We start from the raw sequence: 14741 nt of genomic DNA, 5'->3' as shown, positions 1-14741 counted from the left end.
GGGGTAAGACTACTCACTGTCGTCCGACGGCCGAATACCTTGGCGTTTGCAATTCGCGCGAACGAAAGGGACGCCACATGTCTCAGACCAAGAAAATGCTGGATCCGGATCCGCGGATCTATGATTTCGAAACGGAATACGAGCTGGGGCAGGACAATGTTCGCCCATTCGGGCTGGATATTCACAACCCGGTTTTTCTTATCTCAAGCATCCTGATCTTTGCCTTCGTGCTGATCGCTCTCGCCAATCAAGAGGCCGCAGCAACGTTCTTCGGTTGGCTGCGGCCGTGGCTGACCAGCACCTTCGACTGGTTCCTCGTCCTGTCCGTGGATGCAATCACGCTGTTCTGCCTGGCCTTGATCGTTCTGCCGGTGGGCAAGGTGCGCATCGGCGGCAAAGACGCCAAGCCCGATTACTCCTACGCCGGCTGGATTGCGATGATGTTCGCGGCCGGGATCGGCATCGGATTGCTGTTTTTCGGCGTGTTAGAGCCGGTCTACTACAATTTCGCCGAGGATGGCGGCGCCCGTCCTTTGGGCATCGACATCGCGGTGCCGGGCAATGAATACATTGGTGTTGTAGGTACCATCCACCACTGGGGGCTGGAGGGCTGGGCGGTCTACGCCGCCGTGGGCCTGAGCCTCGCGATCTTCAGCTACAATCTCGGCCTGCCATTGACCCTGCGCTCGGCCTTCTACCCGTTGCTGGGCGAGCGTGTCTGGGGCTGGTGGGGCCATGCGATCGACACGCTGGCGGTGTTTGCCACCCTGTTCGGCCTGACCACATCGCTGGGGCTGGGCGCGCAACAGGTTGCCGCCGGTCTCTACGAGGTGTTCGGCATCGAACCCAGCCCAACCGTCGTCGTCTTGCTGATCATCGGTATCACGATGATCGCGCTGGGCTCGGTGCTGATGGGCATGGACGCGGGCGTGAAGCGGCTCAGCGAGATCAACATGATCATGGCCGTGGGCCTGTTCCTGTTCGTGATCGCAGTGACCGGGATCGGCACGGCGATCTCGCGCTATTTCAGCGTGATGACCGATTACGTCAGGCTGCTGCCGGCTTTGTCGAACCCGTTCGGGCGGGAAGACACCAGCTTCTTCCACGGTTGGACAACCTTCTACTGGGCCTGGTGGATCGCGTGGTCGCCTTTCGTGGGCATGTTCATTGCCCGCATCTCCAAGGGGCGCACGGTGCGTGAATTCGTGATTTGTGCGCTGCTGGCGCCGACAGCGGTCTGCGCGCTGTGGATGTCCACCTTTGGTGGCGCGGCCATCGATATGCTGAACGTCGGCGGCGCCGAGGGCGTCAAGGCCACGGTGATCGACAGCTATGCCCCCGAAGGCGCGCTGTTCGGCTTCCTGAAAGAGCTTCCGCTCTACGGCATCGTGGCTCCGATCGCGCTGATTCTGATCGTGGTCTTCTTTGTCACCTCGTCCGACTCGGGGTCTCTGGTGATCGATACGATCACCGCCGGCGGCAAGATGGACGCACCGGTGGTGCAGCGTGTGTTCTGGTGCACGCTGGAAGGTCTGGTCGCGATCGCGCTGCTGCTGGGTGGCGGGCTTGCCGCGCTGCAAGGGGCGGCGGTGTCAACCGGCATCCCGTTCACGCTTGTGGTGCTGATCATGTGCTACTGCCTGTGGCTGGCGCTGAAGTCTGAGCGCGCCAAGATTTGAGCCGCCCTCGACGGCCTATGAACGCCCGCCAATTGGCGGGTGTTTTTTCGCTTTAACCGGACCCAGCTGTAAGTTCCGAAGGTTTGACCCGGGTCGGAAGTCTCTATTCAGGATCTCGCAACAAAGCTTTCGCAAATTGAATGAACATTGCGATGAACACGCCGACCCCAACGAAAATGTAGATCACGGTGAAGACCTTGCCGATCTTGGTCGCCGGGGACAGATCGCCGAACCCGACCGTCGACAGAGTGGTCGCGCTGAAATAAAGCGCGTCCACCCAATGCCAGCCCTCGACGCTGCTGTAGAACAGCGTCCCGGACAGAAGAATAAGAATACATAGCAGCAAACCGCCCCGAAAATGCGGATCATCCCACGATCGGACGATCGCCTTGAGCAGACGGTAGGCATTGAGGATCAGAGCTATCATTCTGTACGCCTTTCGGCTGTTTCGAGGATACGTTCAGGATGCATGTTTTTGAGTGAAATTCCGCATTTACAAATCGGATTATTTGCTAAGATGACGGTGTTTGACAGGAGATACTTTATGCGAATTCATCTTCTAGTGGCGCTGCTTGCCGCCACCTCGGTTTCCGCGCAGCAAGACCCGGCTCAGACCCTGATCACCAATGTGCATGTATTTGATGGCGTCAACGACGGGCGCATCGAAAACGCGAATGTTCTGATCGAGGGCAACCTGATTGCGGCTGTGTCGACAGACCCGATCTCGGCCGAAGGAGCAACGGTGATCGACGGCGGTGGGCACACCCTGATCCCAGGCCTCATCGATGTGCACTGGCACACCCATTATTGCTGCAGCCCGCAAAGTTCGGTTGTGACCGATGATATTCTGGGTGTGGCAATCCGTGGCGCTTTGGGGTCCGAAGGCACTCTGATGCGGGGATTCACCAGCGTCCGTGATGTTGGCGGCAATTCCTTCGCCATCAAGAAGATGATCGACGCCGGCGAAATCCCCGGTCCGCGAATCTTGCCGTCCGGTCCGCCGATCACGCAGACGGGCGGGCATTTTGACTACCGCCCTTATCAGGCGGTGCCGACAAACGAAGGCGATGCTTTGTGGTATTGGTACAGCGTTGGTCTGATGATGCAGGCAGACGGCGTCCCAGAAGTGACCAAGCGGGCCCGAGAAGTCATGCGTATTGGGGGCCACGCAGCTAAAGATTTCTGGCGGGGGCGGTGTGTCGTCCACATACGACCCGCTGGACGTTCGCCAATACACAAAGGATGAAATCGAAGCCTTTGTCGAAGTGGCCGACACCTACAACACCTATGTTGCCTCTCATCTGTTCACCGACGATGCTGCGCGCATCGCGATTGAGGCCGGTGTGAAATCCATCGAACATGGCTTCCTCATGAGCCGTGAGACGATGGAAATGATACGTGAGAATGACGTGTGGCTGTCCGTGCAACCGTTACTGGATGACGAAGACGGGTTTTCCTTTGATGACCCCGTCAGCCAACAGAAGTGGATCGACGTGACCGACGGCACCGATTTCACCTACAAGACCGCAAAGGAAGTGGGGGTCAAAACCGCCTTCGGGACCGACATCCTGTTCGACCCGAAATTGGCCGAGCGGCAGGGCGCGTTTCTTGCCAAGCTGCAGCGGTGGTATTTTCCTTACGAGGTTTCGCAGATGGCCACTTCGACCAATGCCGAACTGCTGGAATTGTCCGGCCCCCGGCATCCCTATCAGCAATGACCGCTGGGCCAGATTACAGAAGGCGCTTGTGCCGATTTGATCTTTGTGGATGGCAACCCGCTAGAAGACATCGATCTGGTTGCCGACCCACACGAAAACTTCGACCTGATCATGAAAGACGGTGTGGTCTACAAGAACGCGCTGGATTGAACACCGCGCTCCTCTGACAAAAAACGCCCGCCATATGGCGGGCGTCTCGAACTTGAAAGCGGTGTATTCCGCGCTTAGCGGCGGATGCCCAGCTTTTTGATCAGGTCCTGGTAGCGCGCTTCTTCCTTGCCCTTCAGGTAGTCCAGCAGCTTGCGGCGCTGGGCGACCATCTTCAGAAGACCACGGCGGCCGTGGTTGTCTTTCTTGTGGGTCTTGAAGTGCTCGGTCAGGGTGTTGATGCGCGAGGTCAGGATAGCAACCTGGACTTCCGGCGAACCGGTGTCGCCGTCCTTGGTTGCGAATTCTTTCATGACGCGTGCTTTTTCTTCAGCAGTGATCGACATCGGGGTCTCCTTCGAAGGTTAGAGTTGATGGCGCAGGCCGGGATGTCGTCCAGCACAGGCCCATGGAGAAAACCGCACCGATTCCGATGCGGATGGGCGCGTATAGGCGCAATCGGAATAAATGGCAAAGGGATTCTGCGTATCTCAGCCCATGGGGCTGGTCAGGGTCGGGTCCAGACCCGGAGTCAGTTGAATATCCTCGGGCCCAAGACCTTGGGCGCCGAACAGATAGGCCACCTCACGCCCGTTGACCAGAACGCGCGTCAGATCGGCGTTGTCCGCGTCGTGTTCGATCCCGATATCGGGCGTGTCAGGGCCGTTCCATTCGATCAGCAGCTTGTCTTCTCCGGGGGTGAAATCCACGACGCTGACTTCCTTCCCCGTGACCGTTCCGTTGATGGCGATCTGGTCCGCTCCCTGACCGCCGGTGACGACATCTCCGGCGCCTGCCAGGATCGTGTCGTCCCCTGCGCCGCCGTTCAGAAAATCGCTGGCGGGCGTGTCGCCATCGTCCTGTCCGGACAGAGTGTCGTCGCCATCACCGCCGAACAGCGTGTCTTCCCCTGCGCCGCCGGCGAGCATGTCTTCACCGTCGCCGCCTTGCAGCGCGTCTTCGCCCTCACCACCGGCAAGGTTATCGTTGCCCTGACCGCCGTACAGATCGTCATCGCCTTCGCCACCAACCAACTGGTCGTCGCCAGCATGGCCGTACAATATGTCGTCACCGGCATTCCCCGAGAGGTCATCGTGACCGTTGCCACCGTGCAGAATATCATCGCCAGTGTTTCCGTTTAGCGTGTCATCCCCGTCCGCGCCGAACAACGTATCATCTCCGGCGCCACCATCGATAATGTCATCGCCATCATAGCCGTTGATCTGATCGTTGCCCTCGGCCCCGCTCAGAACATCCACACCCGGCCCTCCGGCGATGACCAGGTTTCCGTCCACGTCCGAGAGTATGATTCCGTGGGACGCATCCTCGGCCTCGGCTGGGTCTTCGAAAGAATCGTCAATCTCAAGCAGATTTCCTTCGGGAATGTCTTCGACGGCATCTTCCTCGATGACATCGTCGTTGTCCTCGTCCTCATCCCCCGAGAATACGTCGCTGATCGCGTATGCTGCGCCGCCCATTGCGGCCAGACCGAACAATCCGAGCAGAAACATGGGAACCCTCCGAAAGCGTGCCGCCCCGAGTGTGAAATATCCCATGCCGCCAAAGGGTTGGTCAAAGCCAACCTGAGTCTGTGGTTAACCCTTTGTCACCGGTCCCACGGTTCGGGTTGCTGGGTATACGCGATGTAGAGCGGATGCTTGGGATGGCCTGCCTTGCTGAGCCCAAGGTGGAACAGCGGCTGGCCGGTGCCGCGCAGCAGACTCTCGACCGCCGGACCGCGATCCAGATGCGCGCCATGGGTGCCCCAGGCGGCGATCACCTGATCGGCCCAGTCCACGCCGGCCAGGATGGCGGCGTCGTTTTCCGGCCCCACCGGATCGACTGCGGCACGCATCTTGCGCGGGTCGGTGTCGCGCCAGGCAAAGATGTTGGTCACCTGGAACGCCCCGAAGCCCAAAGCCCGCGCGCGCCGCTCGCAGCGCTCGACGGTCGGGTCATTCTGAACCTCGGTCGCGGTCGAGGGGTTCAGCATCACGAATAAGGCCCGGCGCCCGGCCGGCTCCCAGATGCGGGTCAGGCTGTAGCGATAGCGTTCGCAGTCGGAATAGACGGCTGTCGAGGGCGCGTCGCCCTTGGTGTGGGACCGGGTGATCATGCGCCTTCGCTTAGCACGGGACCTAGCCGGCGAACACCCGGCTGGGGTGCAACTCACCGGATTTGTAGACCCCTACCGCCACGGCCTTGCCGTCGAACGAGGCCCAGGCCTCGTCGCCGTATTCCACGTCGCTGGCCAGAACCATGCCGGGGTTGCCGTTGCGCAGGCGGGTGGCGCCTTCGGGGGTGCATTTCAACTCGGGCAGGTCGGCCAGCCCTTGTTCCAGCGGGCGCAGGTAGTCATCCAGCGCCGGGATTTTCGCCATCGCGTCGATCTGCTCGATGCTCAGCCCGTCCTCGGCCTCGAACGGGCCGGACCAGATCCGGCGCAGCTCCTTGACGTGGCCATAACAGCCCAACGCCTCACCCAGGTCGCGGGCGATCGAGCGGACATAGCCGCCCTTACCGCAGGTCATTTCCAGAACGACATGGTCGGGATCGGGCCGGTCGACCAGCACCAGTTCCTCGACCCACAGGGGGCGGGCGGCCAGTTCGACATTCTCGCCGTCGCGGGCCAGCTTGTAGGCGCGCTGGCCCTCGATCTTGACCGCCGAGAACTTGGGCGGCACCTGCATGATCTCGCCCACGAAGGGCAGCAGGGCCTGCTTGATCTCGTCGTCGGTGGGGCGCAGGTCGCTTTCCGCGATCACTTCTCCCTCGGCATCGTCGGTATTGGTGGCCTGACCCAGCCGCACGGTAAAGGTATAGGCCTTGAGCGCATCGGTGATGTAGGGAACGGTCTTGGTGGCCTCGCCCAGGGCCACGGCCAGAACGCCGGTGGCTTCGGGGTCGAGCGTGCCGGCATGGCCCGCCTTCTTGGCGTCCAGTGCCCAGCGGACCTTGTTGACCACGGCGGTCGAGGTCATGCCCGCGGGCTTGTCGACCACCAGCCAACCGGAAATGTCACGACCCTTGCGTTTGCGTCCCATGATGCACCTTGCCGTCTGCTAAGGCGCGCGACCTAGCGGATCGGTCCGGCGCTGTCAATTTGCCGGGATGTCCTCGACCACGCCGACGATCGGCCCCAGCGAGAAACCCACGTCGGACCGGTTCGCCGCCCGGTCATACATTCGCGAGATGTTGCCGTCGAAAAACAGCGCGTTGGGCGTTTTCAGCACGTCGCGGAACAGGCGGCCGAATTCATGGAAGGTGACGTAATCTTCGGAGATCACGAACACCGCGCGGCTGCCATCGACGCTGGTGCCCACCCCGTTGCGCACATAGCTCGAGGTCGAATCCTCAAGAAACCGCGGATGCAATTCTCCGTCGATCACCAGCATCGGCCCGGATTGGGTGGCAAAGCGGCAATCGGGCTTGCGATCAAGATAGTCCAGCGTCTCGAACACGTCGGCGCGGCCTTCGCGGATGCAGAACACTCCGTTGGGCAGCAGGCCGAAATTGCCGGGGCCGGCGTTGGGAATCACGCGCATGACTTCCTGCCCGTCTTGGACATAGTGGCCCACAGGCGAGCGGTCCTCGTGATACATGCCCGCATTCATCGCAAAACTCAGGCGCTGGCCCGAACCGGCCAGTTCCTCGTTCACCGACGAGAAATGGCCCAGCACCTGACCTGCGTCGTCATACAGGAACAGGCGCAGGTCCTCGGCGGTGGCGTCCACCTCGCACACGGTATAGCGCCGGTCTTCGTGGGCCACACGCTCGCACGTGACCGCACCGGCCTGTCCGGCCCAGAGCAGCGCGAGCAGAGCGGCCGCCCTGCGGATCACTCGTCCAGATCCCGGCGCACGGCGTCCTGTTCGAACATCCGGCGCGTGTCGTCCATGCGGTCGAACGTTTCGTCCAGCCGGAAGCGCAGGTCGGGGGCGAACTTCAGCCCGACCTTCTTGCCGACCATGCGGCGCAGCTCGCCCTTGTTGCGGGCCAGCAGCTCGATCACGGTGTCCTGCCCCTTGCCGCCCAGCGGCAGCACATAGGCCGTGGCGATCTTGAGGTCGGGCGAGGTACGCACTTCGCCCACAGTGATCGACAGGCGGTTCAGGTCGGGGTCGTGCACGTCGCCGCGCGCCAGCACCTCGGACAGGGTGCGGCGGATCAGTTCGCCGACGCGAAGCTGCCGTTGCGAGGGGCCGGGGCCGTCGTGGAATTTGTTCTTAGCCATGTCCCCGATCTAAGCGCAAAGCGGGGCTTTGCCAAGCGGCCCCGAACCGGGTAGGAGGCTTTGAGCCGAATTTCAGAAGAAGGACCAGCGCAATGACGCATATTCCGGGAATCGTCGTGACCGGGGCTTCGGGCCGGATGGGGCAGATGCTCATCAAGACCATCACCGACAGCGATCAGGCGCGGCTGGTCGGCGCGGTCGAGCGCACAGGCCATGACTGGATCGGTCAGGACGTGGGTACCGCGATGGGCGGCCAGCCGCTGGGCGTGACCGTCACCGACGACCCGCTCGAGGCCTTTGCCCAGGCCCAGGCGGTGATCGACTTCACCGCGCCTGAGGCGACGCTGGAGTTCGCCGCGCTGGCGGCGCAGGCGCGCTGCGTGCATGTGATCGGTACCACCGGCATGAGCAACGAACAGATCGCCGCGCTGGAACCCGCCGCGCGTCATGCGGTGATCGTGCGGGCGGGAAACATGAGCCTAGGCGTGAACCTGCTGGTGCAACTTACCAAAAAGGTCGCCGCCGCGCTGGACGAGGATTTCGACATCGAGGTGATCGAGGCCCATCACCATCACAAGGTCGATGCGCCCTCGGGGACGGCACTGATGCTGGGCGAGGCCGCGGCCGAGGGGCGGGGCGTGAACCTTGCCGATGTCTCCGACCGGGGCCGCGACGGGATCACCGGCGCCCGGCAGAGGGGCCATATTGGCTTCCACGCCGTCCGCGGTGGTGACATTGTCGGCGAACATGACGTGCTGTTCGCCGCGCCGGGCGAGCGGATCGTGCTGCGCCACGTGGCCACTGACCGGGCGATCTTTGCCCGAGGCGCGCTGAAAGCGGCGCTGTGGGGGCAGGGCAAGGCCCCCGGCCAATATGACATGTTGGATGTGCTGGGGCTCTAACCCTCGCCCAGATGCCGGTCGACCATGCGCTGAACCATCGGCGCGAAATGGTCGAATCCGGGGGTGTCCATGTCGGGCCGTTTGCCGGCCTCGTCCAGATACCGGACCTGGATGATTTCCTTCAGGTTCGGGTTGGCCTCGAATGCAGCGACTTCCTTGGCACTCATCGGGCCGCCCTGCAGTTCCAGCGTATGGGCCGAGGCCGCCGACAGGCGGTTGAAATACTCGGGCCTGGTTGCACACAGGTACCGCTTGGCCGCGACGTGATAGCGGCAGCAATCGGTGATGACCGAGGGAAAGAACCGCTCCAGCACCTCGGCGCCGGCATCCTCGTGATGGCGGTCTTCGGTGTCGTCGGGGTGGTAGGTGCCGAATTCCGAGGTGAAATGCCCGATATCGTGCAGCAGAGCGCCCACGATGATCTCTTCGGGCATGCCGTTCTGCTCGGCGATGGTGGCGCCCTGCAGCATGTGCTGGGCCATGGTCACCGGCTCGCCCAGATATTCCTCGCCCCCACGCCGGTCGAAGATATCGGCGATGAAGGCCACGATGTTGTCGCGGGTCAGGGTCTGGAAATCGGGGTTCATTCCGCCGCCTCCGGTTGCGCCATCCGCATCGCGGCCAGGGTCGACAGCAGCCCGTCCTTGTCGGCATAGCATCCCTGCAGCCAGCGCGACCCGGCACCCGAATAGCCCAGCCGCGCATGCAGGACACGGGTGTTGTCGACGATGAAGCTCTCGCCCGGTTCCAGCTTGAACGCCACGCCCATGGCCGGGTCGTCGATGATCTCGCCCAAACGACGGTAGGCGGCGTAATAGGCTTCCATCCGGTCGAAGGGCACATCCACGAACGGGGCCGAGGACCGGTTGTTGAAGCGGATGCCGATCAATTCGCCATCGGGCGACAGTTCGATCATCGGGCGGCGCGCGCGCAGGCAGACCCCGTCTGAACCGCGGTATTCGAACCGCGCGGGATAGCCGGCCAGCAGGGCAAAGCCTTCGGGGGTTTCGTCGCGCAGGCGCTGAGCCGCGCGAAAACCGTCGACCACGATCGACTCCCCGCCCTCGGCGCTGTTTTCCAGGCAATAGAGGATCTGCAGCGTGGGCACCGGGTCGCGATAGGGATTGTCGGTATGCGCCTGCAGGCCAAGGCCGGTATAGGCCAGGTTGGTCGGGTTCACCTCGGTCCGCACCTCGAAATAAGGGCCATAGTTGGTCTCGCGCACATAGCCGAACAGATCGGCGACCTTCAGCAGCGAACCGGGCTCGGTCGGGCCGTCGGTCAGCTTGGCAAAGCCGTATTCGGCGACCGCCGCCAGCCAGTCGCGCTTGGCGGCGGGGCTTTCATGCACCTGCGTCCAGTCGCCGGCCGGGGCCGCGAACCCGCCGTCCCAGGTGGTGATGCCGGGCGACAGCCAGCCCATCGGGCGGGTCTGGTCCCGATCATAGACATGCGCGGCCAGCCAGTTTGCGGGGAAGGTGACGGTCTTGTCCTCGGGGGCGAAGATCACCTGCAGGTCACCGTCCGCCACCTCGGCCGCCTGTATCGCGATCTCTGCCGGAATGTCGCCGATCGTGATCAGGCGCTGGCCGTTGCCGGGGTCGCGCGTCTGCGGGTCCAGCGCATTGTCGCGCAGCCAGATGGCGTGGAAACGGGCGCGGGTGCCGTCTTCGAATTCAACCGAAACGACCGCCGGGTCATGGGTGGCGTGGCGCAGCATGGGGCTCTCCTGTTCAGCGCGGGCTTTGATTGAGGAGATACGCGGGATATGGCATTACGACAATTAAGGCTTGTTTCCTCTGAGGATTGGAAAATCTAATGAGTAAGAAAAAGGTGGGCCTGCCCCCGCTGGACTGGCTGCGCGTGTTCGAGGCGGCCGGGCGGCTGGGCGGATTTTCGGCTGCGGCGCGCGAGTTCGGCCTGACCCAGGCGGCAGTCAGCCAGCGCATCGCCAATCTGGAATCCTGGCTGGGTCGGTCCCTGTTCGTGCGCGAGGCGCGCGGCGTGTCGCTGACGGTCGAAGGCGAAAGCTATCTGCCGCTGGTGCAGGACAGCCTGCGCGCGTTGGAACGCAACACCGAGGATCTGTTCGGCACCGCCCCGCGCGCGTTGCGGGTGGCTGGGCTGTCCTCGCATATCCAGGCGCTGGTGCTGCCCAGCCTGGGGGCATTTCGCGCCCTGCGACCGGAGGTGCAGGTGACCACGGATTCGGTGGCGCGGCGGTCCTCGCTGGAGGGCGAGCGGACCTGGCTTCAGCTCCGCTATGGGCGCGGCAACTGGCCGGGGCGCGCCGCCGACCTGATCGCGCCCGAGGTTCTGACTCCGATGGCGGCGCCGGGCGTCAGCTGGGGCGCGCCGGTGATCGAGCTGCGCGGCGAACGGCCCGGCTGGCAGGACTGGATGCAGAAGACGGGCGACACAGACCTGCCACGCGCCGGTCTGAGCTTTGATTCGATGGAACACGCCCTGGGCGCGGCGCGGCAGGGGCTGGGGGTCGCTTTGGGGTCGGTCGCCTTGGCCTCGGCGGATCTGGCTTCGGGCCGCCTGATCCGGCTGGGGCGTCCCGATTTGAAAACCCGCGACGGATACTGGCTGACCTGGCCGCGGGACCGGGCGCAGTCGAAAAAGCAGCAGGCCCTGATCGGTGATTTTCTGCAGGCCCTGCGCGCGGCGGTCTGAGCGGTCAGAAATCGATCGCGATGCCCTTCTTCTCCCAATCGCCATAGCGCGCGGGATCGGGGCCGTCGCGTCCACCCAGTTCCTTGGGCAGGGGTTTGGCCTCGGCTTCGGCCTTGCGCCGGCGCTCTTCGGCCTCGGCCAAGGCGCGCTGGGCGGCGGGCGGCAGGTCTGTGCGGTCGTCGCTCATGACATCGGGTTCCTTTCCGTGCATGGCCTTGATATACGCCCTCGTCCGCTGATGGCAATGCGGGCGAAAACCTTGCAAAGGCGGTTTCATGACCAACACCCCGACGGCGGCGCGGCGCAGCGCCATCTATCTGCTGGATCAGATCTTGGGCGAGGGGCGCCTGTTGTCCGAATGCCTGGCGGCCGGGGCGCTGGATCGCCTAGCCCCCGAAGACCGCGCGCGGGCGCAGCGCTTGACGCTGGAGACCTTGCGCGGGCTTGAACGCGCCGACCGCCTGCTGGAGGGACATCTGCGGCTCACACCGGCGCTGACCGTTCAGAACGCGCTGCGTCTGGGAACGGTCGAACTGTGCCAGGGCGAGGCTGCGCATGGCGTCGTGAACGCCATGGTCGAGATCATCGGCCGCTCGCGCAAGCACGGGCGGCTCAAGGGGCTGGTCAACGCGGTTCTGCGTAAGATCGCCGCCGAAGGCCCCGAGGCCTGGCCGAAGATGCGGGTGCCGCGCCTGCCGGACTGGCTGCGCGAGCCGCTGATCGCGGCCTGGGGCACGGATGCGGTCAAGGGCATGGAGCAGGCCCATTTCGCCGGCGCGCCGCTGGACCTGACGCCAAAGCCCGGCGCAACGATCCCCATGGGGACCGAACTGCCGACCGGCTCGGTGCGGGTTACTGACGCGGGTCAGGTCTCGGCCCTGCCGGGCTATGCCAGCGGAGACTGGTGGGTGCAGGATGCCGCCGCCGCCCTGCCGGCGCGGATTCTGGCGCCCCGGCCCGGCGAGCGGGTTCTGGACATGTGCGCCGCGCCCGGCGGCAAGACGCTGCAACTGGCAGCGGCGGGGGCCGAGGTCACCGCGCTGGACATTTCCGAAGGCCGGCTGGCGCGGGCGCGGGAAAATCTCGAACGGACCGGGTTGTCGGCCCACGTGGTCGCCGGCGACGCGCTGGAGCATCAGGGCCAGTACGATGCGATCCTGCTGGACGCGCCCTGTTCGGCGACCGGCACCATCCGGCGTCACCCGGATCTGCCCTTTGCCAAGGACGGCTCCGAATTCGGCGGCCTGATCGCGTTGCAGGGCCGGATGCTGGCCCATGCCTGGACCTTGCTGAAACCCGGCGGACGGCTGGTCTATTGCACCTGTTCGCTGTTGCCCGACGAGGGCGAGGTGCAGATCGAAGAGGCTTTGCCGCACCATCCCGACATGCAGGTGGACCGCGCCGCGCTACAGGTACCCGGCGTTCAGCCCGACTGGCTGACCGAGGAAGGCGGGCTGCGCCTGCGTCCCGATTATTGGCCCGATCTGGGCGGCATGGATGGGTTCTACATCGCCTGCCTGAACAAATCGGCCTGACCGGTCGCTTTTCGATGACTTGACGAACCGGCCCGGCTATCGTTGGTTCAAACGCCAGCAGAGCGGCAGGGGCAGAGCAACACACGTCATGTCGAATTCGGACACCATGGCCAACCGATGGGTGCGGTTTCAGAACCGTCTCTACGCGCGCCTCAGCCAGCGCCGCAAGCCCGTCAGCGGCTTTGTCGGTCAGCCCGAGCCGCGCACCGTTGGTTCATTTGCGCGCGGGCGGCAACTGGTGGCGGGAAATCTTTTGTTTGCGGGTTATCTGGTCGAAGCTCCGGACACGGGCTTATGGGAGGTCGTGGCCCCCAACGCCGCATTCGACGATGAACGGCATGGATTTGCCTGGCTGGACGATCTGGCCGCGGTGGGTGATGCCGCGGCACGGGAAAAGGCGCAACGCTGGGTCTGGGGCTGGATCGAGACCCACGGCAAGGGGCAGGGTCCGGGCTGGGCCCCAGACCTGACCGGACGCCGCCTGATCCGCTGGATCAATCACGCGCTGTTCCTGCTGCGCGGTATGGACGAGGCCCATAGCCGGCTGTTTTTTCGGTCTCTGTCACAGCAGACCTGGTTCCTGTTCAAACGCTGGCACGCCGCGACACCGGGTCTGCCGCGGTTCGAGGCCTTGGCAGGTTTGGTTCAGGCCGGTTTGGCACTGGAGGGGATGGAAGACATCTCGGACCCGGCCGTTCGGGCCCTGGCGCGGGAATGTGAGGCCCAGATCGACGCCCAAGGTGGCATTCCCACGCGGAATCCGGAAGAATTGCTTGAGGTCTTTACCCTGCTGGCCTGGACATCCGCTGCGCTCAGCGAAGTCGGGCGCGGCACGCCCGCCGCTCAGACGACAGCAATCAAACGGATTGCCCCGACCCTGCGCAGCCTGCGTCATGCCGACGGCGGGCTGGCCCGGTTTCACGGCGGTGGCCGCGGCATAGAGGGCCGGTTGGAACAGGCGCTGGCCCAAAGCGGGGTCAAGCCCAAACCCGCCAAAGGCCTGACCATGGGCTATGCCCGTCTGGCCGCCGCCCGCACCACGGTGATCATCGACGCAGCACCCCCGGCCAAAGGGGCGGCCTCGTACATGGCGCACGCCTCGACACTGGCTTTCGAGCTGACCTCGGGGCGGCGGCCATTGATCGTCAACTGCGGTTCGGGCGAAAGCTTCGGGTTGGAGTGGCGCCGGGCAGGGCGGGCCACGCCTTCGCACTCGACCCTTTGCCTGGATGGATACTCCAGCGCCCGGTTGGCTGCTCCGACCAAGGGAACCGCGAACGAAGCAATGGTGGACGCCCCGAGCGAGGTACCGGTGGAGTTCGAGGATTCGTTCGAAGGCGCGCGCGTGATGGCGGGCCATGATGGGTACGCCAAGGTGTTCGGACTTACCCATGCCCGTACGATCGAGCTGCGCTTTGACGGGCGCGAGGTAACAGGTGAAGACATCCTTCTGACGGCCACCGACAAGGCAAAACGCCAGTTCGACCGGGCGGTTGACGCATCCAAGCTGTCAGGGATCGGTTTTGACATCCGGTTTCACCTGCATCCGGACGTGGACGCAGCGCTGGATCTGGGGGGGTCTGCGGTGTCGATGGCGCTCAAAAGCGGCGAGATCTGGGTTTTTCGCCATGACGGCGCCGGAAAATTGTCGCTTGAGCCAAGCGTTTACCTGGAAAAAGGCCGCCTGAAGCCCCGCGCGACAAAACAGATCGTTCTATCCGGCCGCGCAATCGAGTATGCGACGCGCATCCGGTGGACGCTGAGCAAGGCGCAGGATACAGCCTATGCCGTGCGCGACGTGCACCGGGACGAGCCCGATTTCGACTGAGCCAAAAGGATCTTTGGAC

Annotated in this window: 17 protein-coding genes; 7 read left to right on the top strand and 10 right to left on the bottom strand. The window is 63.8% G+C overall.

Annotated elements, in window-relative coordinates:
* The first annotated feature begins 77 nt into the window (after positions 1-77).
* Complete coding sequence (locus ACR0FC_RS12110) at positions 78-1679, top strand: BCCT family transporter (RefSeq protein ID WP_170341096.1); 1602 nt, start codon at positions 78-80, stop codon at positions 1677-1679.
* 103 nt (positions 1680-1782) lie between these two features.
* Here ACR0FC_RS12110 and ACR0FC_RS12105 read toward each other — a convergent pair whose 3' ends face one another.
* On the bottom strand, positions 1783-2106 hold the full coding sequence (locus ACR0FC_RS12105; RefSeq protein WP_170341097.1) for a potassium channel family protein: 324 nt from the start codon (positions 2104-2106) through the stop codon (positions 1783-1785).
* 48 nt (positions 2107-2154) lie between these two features.
* Here ACR0FC_RS12105 and ACR0FC_RS12100 point away from each other — a divergent pair, with 48 nt between their 5' ends.
* Both ACR0FC_RS12100 and ACR0FC_RS12095 read left to right on the top strand, forming a co-directional pair.
* Positions 2155-2925, top strand: a complete 771-nt coding sequence (locus ACR0FC_RS12100) for an amidohydrolase family protein (protein WP_254437807.1) — start codon at positions 2155-2157, stop codon at positions 2923-2925.
* Positions 2876-3397, top strand: a complete 522-nt coding sequence (locus tag ACR0FC_RS12095) for an amidohydrolase family protein (RefSeq protein ID WP_367646657.1) — start codon at positions 2876-2878, stop codon at positions 3395-3397. Before ACR0FC_RS12100 ends, ACR0FC_RS12095 begins: the two co-directional genes overlap by 50 nt.
* Positions 3398-3621: 224 nt before the next feature.
* Here the strand turns inward: ACR0FC_RS12095 and rpsO are convergent, their stop codons facing one another.
* From rpsO to rbfA, 6 genes are all read right to left on the bottom strand, one after another.
* The gene (gene rpsO / locus ACR0FC_RS12090) at positions 3622-3891 is read right to left on the bottom strand and encodes a 30S ribosomal protein S15 (RefSeq protein ID WP_005980247.1); all 270 of its coding nucleotides are present in this window, start codon (positions 3889-3891) and stop codon (positions 3622-3624) included.
* Between the two features lie 144 nt (positions 3892-4035).
* Positions 4036-5055 (bottom strand): calcium-binding protein, encoded by a 1020-nt coding sequence (locus ACR0FC_RS12085; RefSeq protein ID WP_170341098.1) that lies wholly within the window; start codon positions 5053-5055, stop codon positions 4036-4038.
* Positions 5056-5150: 95 nt separating this feature from the next.
* On the bottom strand, positions 5151-5660 hold the full coding sequence (locus ACR0FC_RS12080) for a DUF1643 domain-containing protein (protein ID WP_170341100.1): 510 nt from the start codon (positions 5658-5660) through the stop codon (positions 5151-5153).
* A gap of 22 nt (positions 5661-5682) precedes the next feature.
* Positions 5683-6588, bottom strand: a complete 906-nt coding sequence (gene truB, locus ACR0FC_RS12075) for a tRNA pseudouridine(55) synthase TruB (RefSeq protein WP_170341101.1) — start codon at positions 6586-6588, stop codon at positions 5683-5685.
* Between the two features lie 54 nt (positions 6589-6642).
* Entirely contained in the window at positions 6643-7386 is a 744-nt protein-coding gene (locus ACR0FC_RS12070; protein WP_170341102.1) for a phosphodiester glycosidase family protein, read from the bottom strand.
* The gene (rbfA, locus tag ACR0FC_RS12065) at positions 7383-7778 is read right to left on the bottom strand and encodes a 30S ribosome-binding factor RbfA (protein ID WP_093964142.1); all 396 of its coding nucleotides are present in this window, start codon (positions 7776-7778) and stop codon (positions 7383-7385) included. The genes ACR0FC_RS12070 and rbfA overlap by 4 nt, the downstream gene beginning before the upstream one ends.
* A 92-nt stretch (positions 7779-7870) precedes the next feature.
* Between rbfA and dapB the strand changes: the two genes are divergently transcribed.
* Complete coding sequence (gene dapB / locus ACR0FC_RS12060) at positions 7871-8680, top strand: 4-hydroxy-tetrahydrodipicolinate reductase (protein WP_170341104.1); 810 nt, start codon at positions 7871-7873, stop codon at positions 8678-8680.
* Here dapB and tmpB read toward each other — a convergent pair.
* A complete protein-coding gene (tmpB, locus tag ACR0FC_RS12055) occupies positions 8677-9267 on the bottom strand; it encodes a (R)-1-hydroxy-2-trimethylaminoethylphosphonate oxygenase (RefSeq protein ID WP_170341105.1) in 591 nt (196 codons plus the stop codon). The two genes, dapB and tmpB, sit on opposite strands and share 4 nt — an antisense overlap.
* Entirely contained in the window at positions 9264-10400 is a 1137-nt protein-coding gene (gene tmpA, locus ACR0FC_RS12050; protein ID WP_170341107.1) for a 2-trimethylaminoethylphosphonate dioxygenase, read from the bottom strand. Before tmpA ends, tmpB begins: the two co-directional genes overlap by 4 nt.
* Before the next feature lie 98 nt (positions 10401-10498).
* Between tmpA and ACR0FC_RS12045 the strand changes: the two genes are divergently transcribed.
* Positions 10499-11359, top strand: a complete 861-nt coding sequence (locus ACR0FC_RS12045) for a LysR family transcriptional regulator (protein WP_170341108.1) — start codon at positions 10499-10501, stop codon at positions 11357-11359.
* 4 nt (positions 11360-11363) lie between these two features.
* On the opposite strand, the gene ACR0FC_RS12040 is transcribed toward ACR0FC_RS12045, so the two are convergent.
* Positions 11364-11546: a DUF1674 domain-containing protein gene (locus ACR0FC_RS12040; RefSeq protein WP_093964397.1), complete on the bottom strand. Its 183-nt coding sequence runs from the start codon at positions 11544-11546 to the stop codon at positions 11364-11366.
* Positions 11547-11634: 88 nt separating this feature from the next.
* Between ACR0FC_RS12040 and ACR0FC_RS12035 the strand changes: the two genes are divergently transcribed.
* Both ACR0FC_RS12035 and ACR0FC_RS12030 read left to right on the top strand, forming a co-directional pair.
* The gene (locus tag ACR0FC_RS12035; RefSeq protein ID WP_170341110.1) at positions 11635-12894 is read left to right on the top strand and encodes an RsmB/NOP family class I SAM-dependent RNA methyltransferase; all 1260 of its coding nucleotides are present in this window, start codon (positions 11635-11637) and stop codon (positions 12892-12894) included.
* 88 nt (positions 12895-12982) lie between these two features.
* Positions 12983-14722 (top strand): heparinase II/III family protein, encoded by a 1740-nt coding sequence (locus ACR0FC_RS12030; protein ID WP_170341112.1) that lies wholly within the window; start codon positions 12983-12985, stop codon positions 14720-14722.
* Positions 14723-14741 lie beyond the last annotated feature (19 nt).

The sequence above is a fragment of the Ruegeria sp. BB9 genome (genome assembly GCF_056539345.1).
This window is presented reverse-complemented; position numbering and strand designations above follow the sequence as displayed.

What these genes read in the sequence shown, in the direction of transcription:
- ACR0FC_RS12110 (WP_170341096.1), top strand. Translation starts at nt 78, where the DNA reads ATGTCTCAGACCAAGAAAATGCTGGATCCGGATCCGCGGATCTATGAT.
- ACR0FC_RS12105 (WP_170341097.1), bottom strand. Translation starts at nt 2,106, where the DNA reads ATGATAGCTCTGATCCTCAATGCCTACCGTCTGCTCAAGGCGATCGTC.
- rpsO (WP_005980247.1), bottom strand. Translation starts at nt 3,891, where the DNA reads ATGTCGATCACTGCTGAAGAAAAAGCACGCGTCATGAAAGAATTCGCA.
- ACR0FC_RS12085 (WP_170341098.1), bottom strand. Translation starts at nt 5,055, where the DNA reads ATGTTTCTGCTCGGATTGTTCGGTCTGGCCGCAATGGGCGGCGCAGCA.
- ACR0FC_RS12080 (WP_170341100.1), bottom strand. Translation starts at nt 5,660, where the DNA reads ATGATCACCCGGTCCCACACCAAGGGCGACGCGCCCTCGACAGCCGTC.
- truB (WP_170341101.1), bottom strand. Translation starts at nt 6,588, where the DNA reads ATGGGACGCAAACGCAAGGGTCGTGACATTTCCGGTTGGCTGGTGGTC.
- rbfA (WP_093964142.1), bottom strand. Translation starts at nt 7,778, where the DNA reads ATGGCTAAGAACAAATTCCACGACGGCCCCGGCCCCTCGCAACGGCAG.
- dapB (WP_170341104.1), top strand. Translation starts at nt 7,871, where the DNA reads ATGACGCATATTCCGGGAATCGTCGTGACCGGGGCTTCGGGCCGGATG.
- tmpB (WP_170341105.1), bottom strand. Translation starts at nt 9,267, where the DNA reads ATGAACCCCGATTTCCAGACCCTGACCCGCGACAACATCGTGGCCTTC.
- tmpA (WP_170341107.1), bottom strand. Translation starts at nt 10,400, where the DNA reads ATGCTGCGCCACGCCACCCATGACCCGGCGGTCGTTTCGGTTGAATTC.
- ACR0FC_RS12045 (WP_170341108.1), top strand. Translation starts at nt 10,499, where the DNA reads ATGAGTAAGAAAAAGGTGGGCCTGCCCCCGCTGGACTGGCTGCGCGTG.
- ACR0FC_RS12040 (WP_093964397.1), bottom strand. Translation starts at nt 11,546, where the DNA reads ATGAGCGACGACCGCACAGACCTGCCGCCCGCCGCCCAGCGCGCCTTG.
- ACR0FC_RS12035 (WP_170341110.1), top strand. Translation starts at nt 11,635, where the DNA reads ATGACCAACACCCCGACGGCGGCGCGGCGCAGCGCCATCTATCTGCTG.
- ACR0FC_RS12030 (WP_170341112.1), top strand. Translation starts at nt 12,983, where the DNA reads ATGTCGAATTCGGACACCATGGCCAACCGATGGGTGCGGTTTCAGAAC.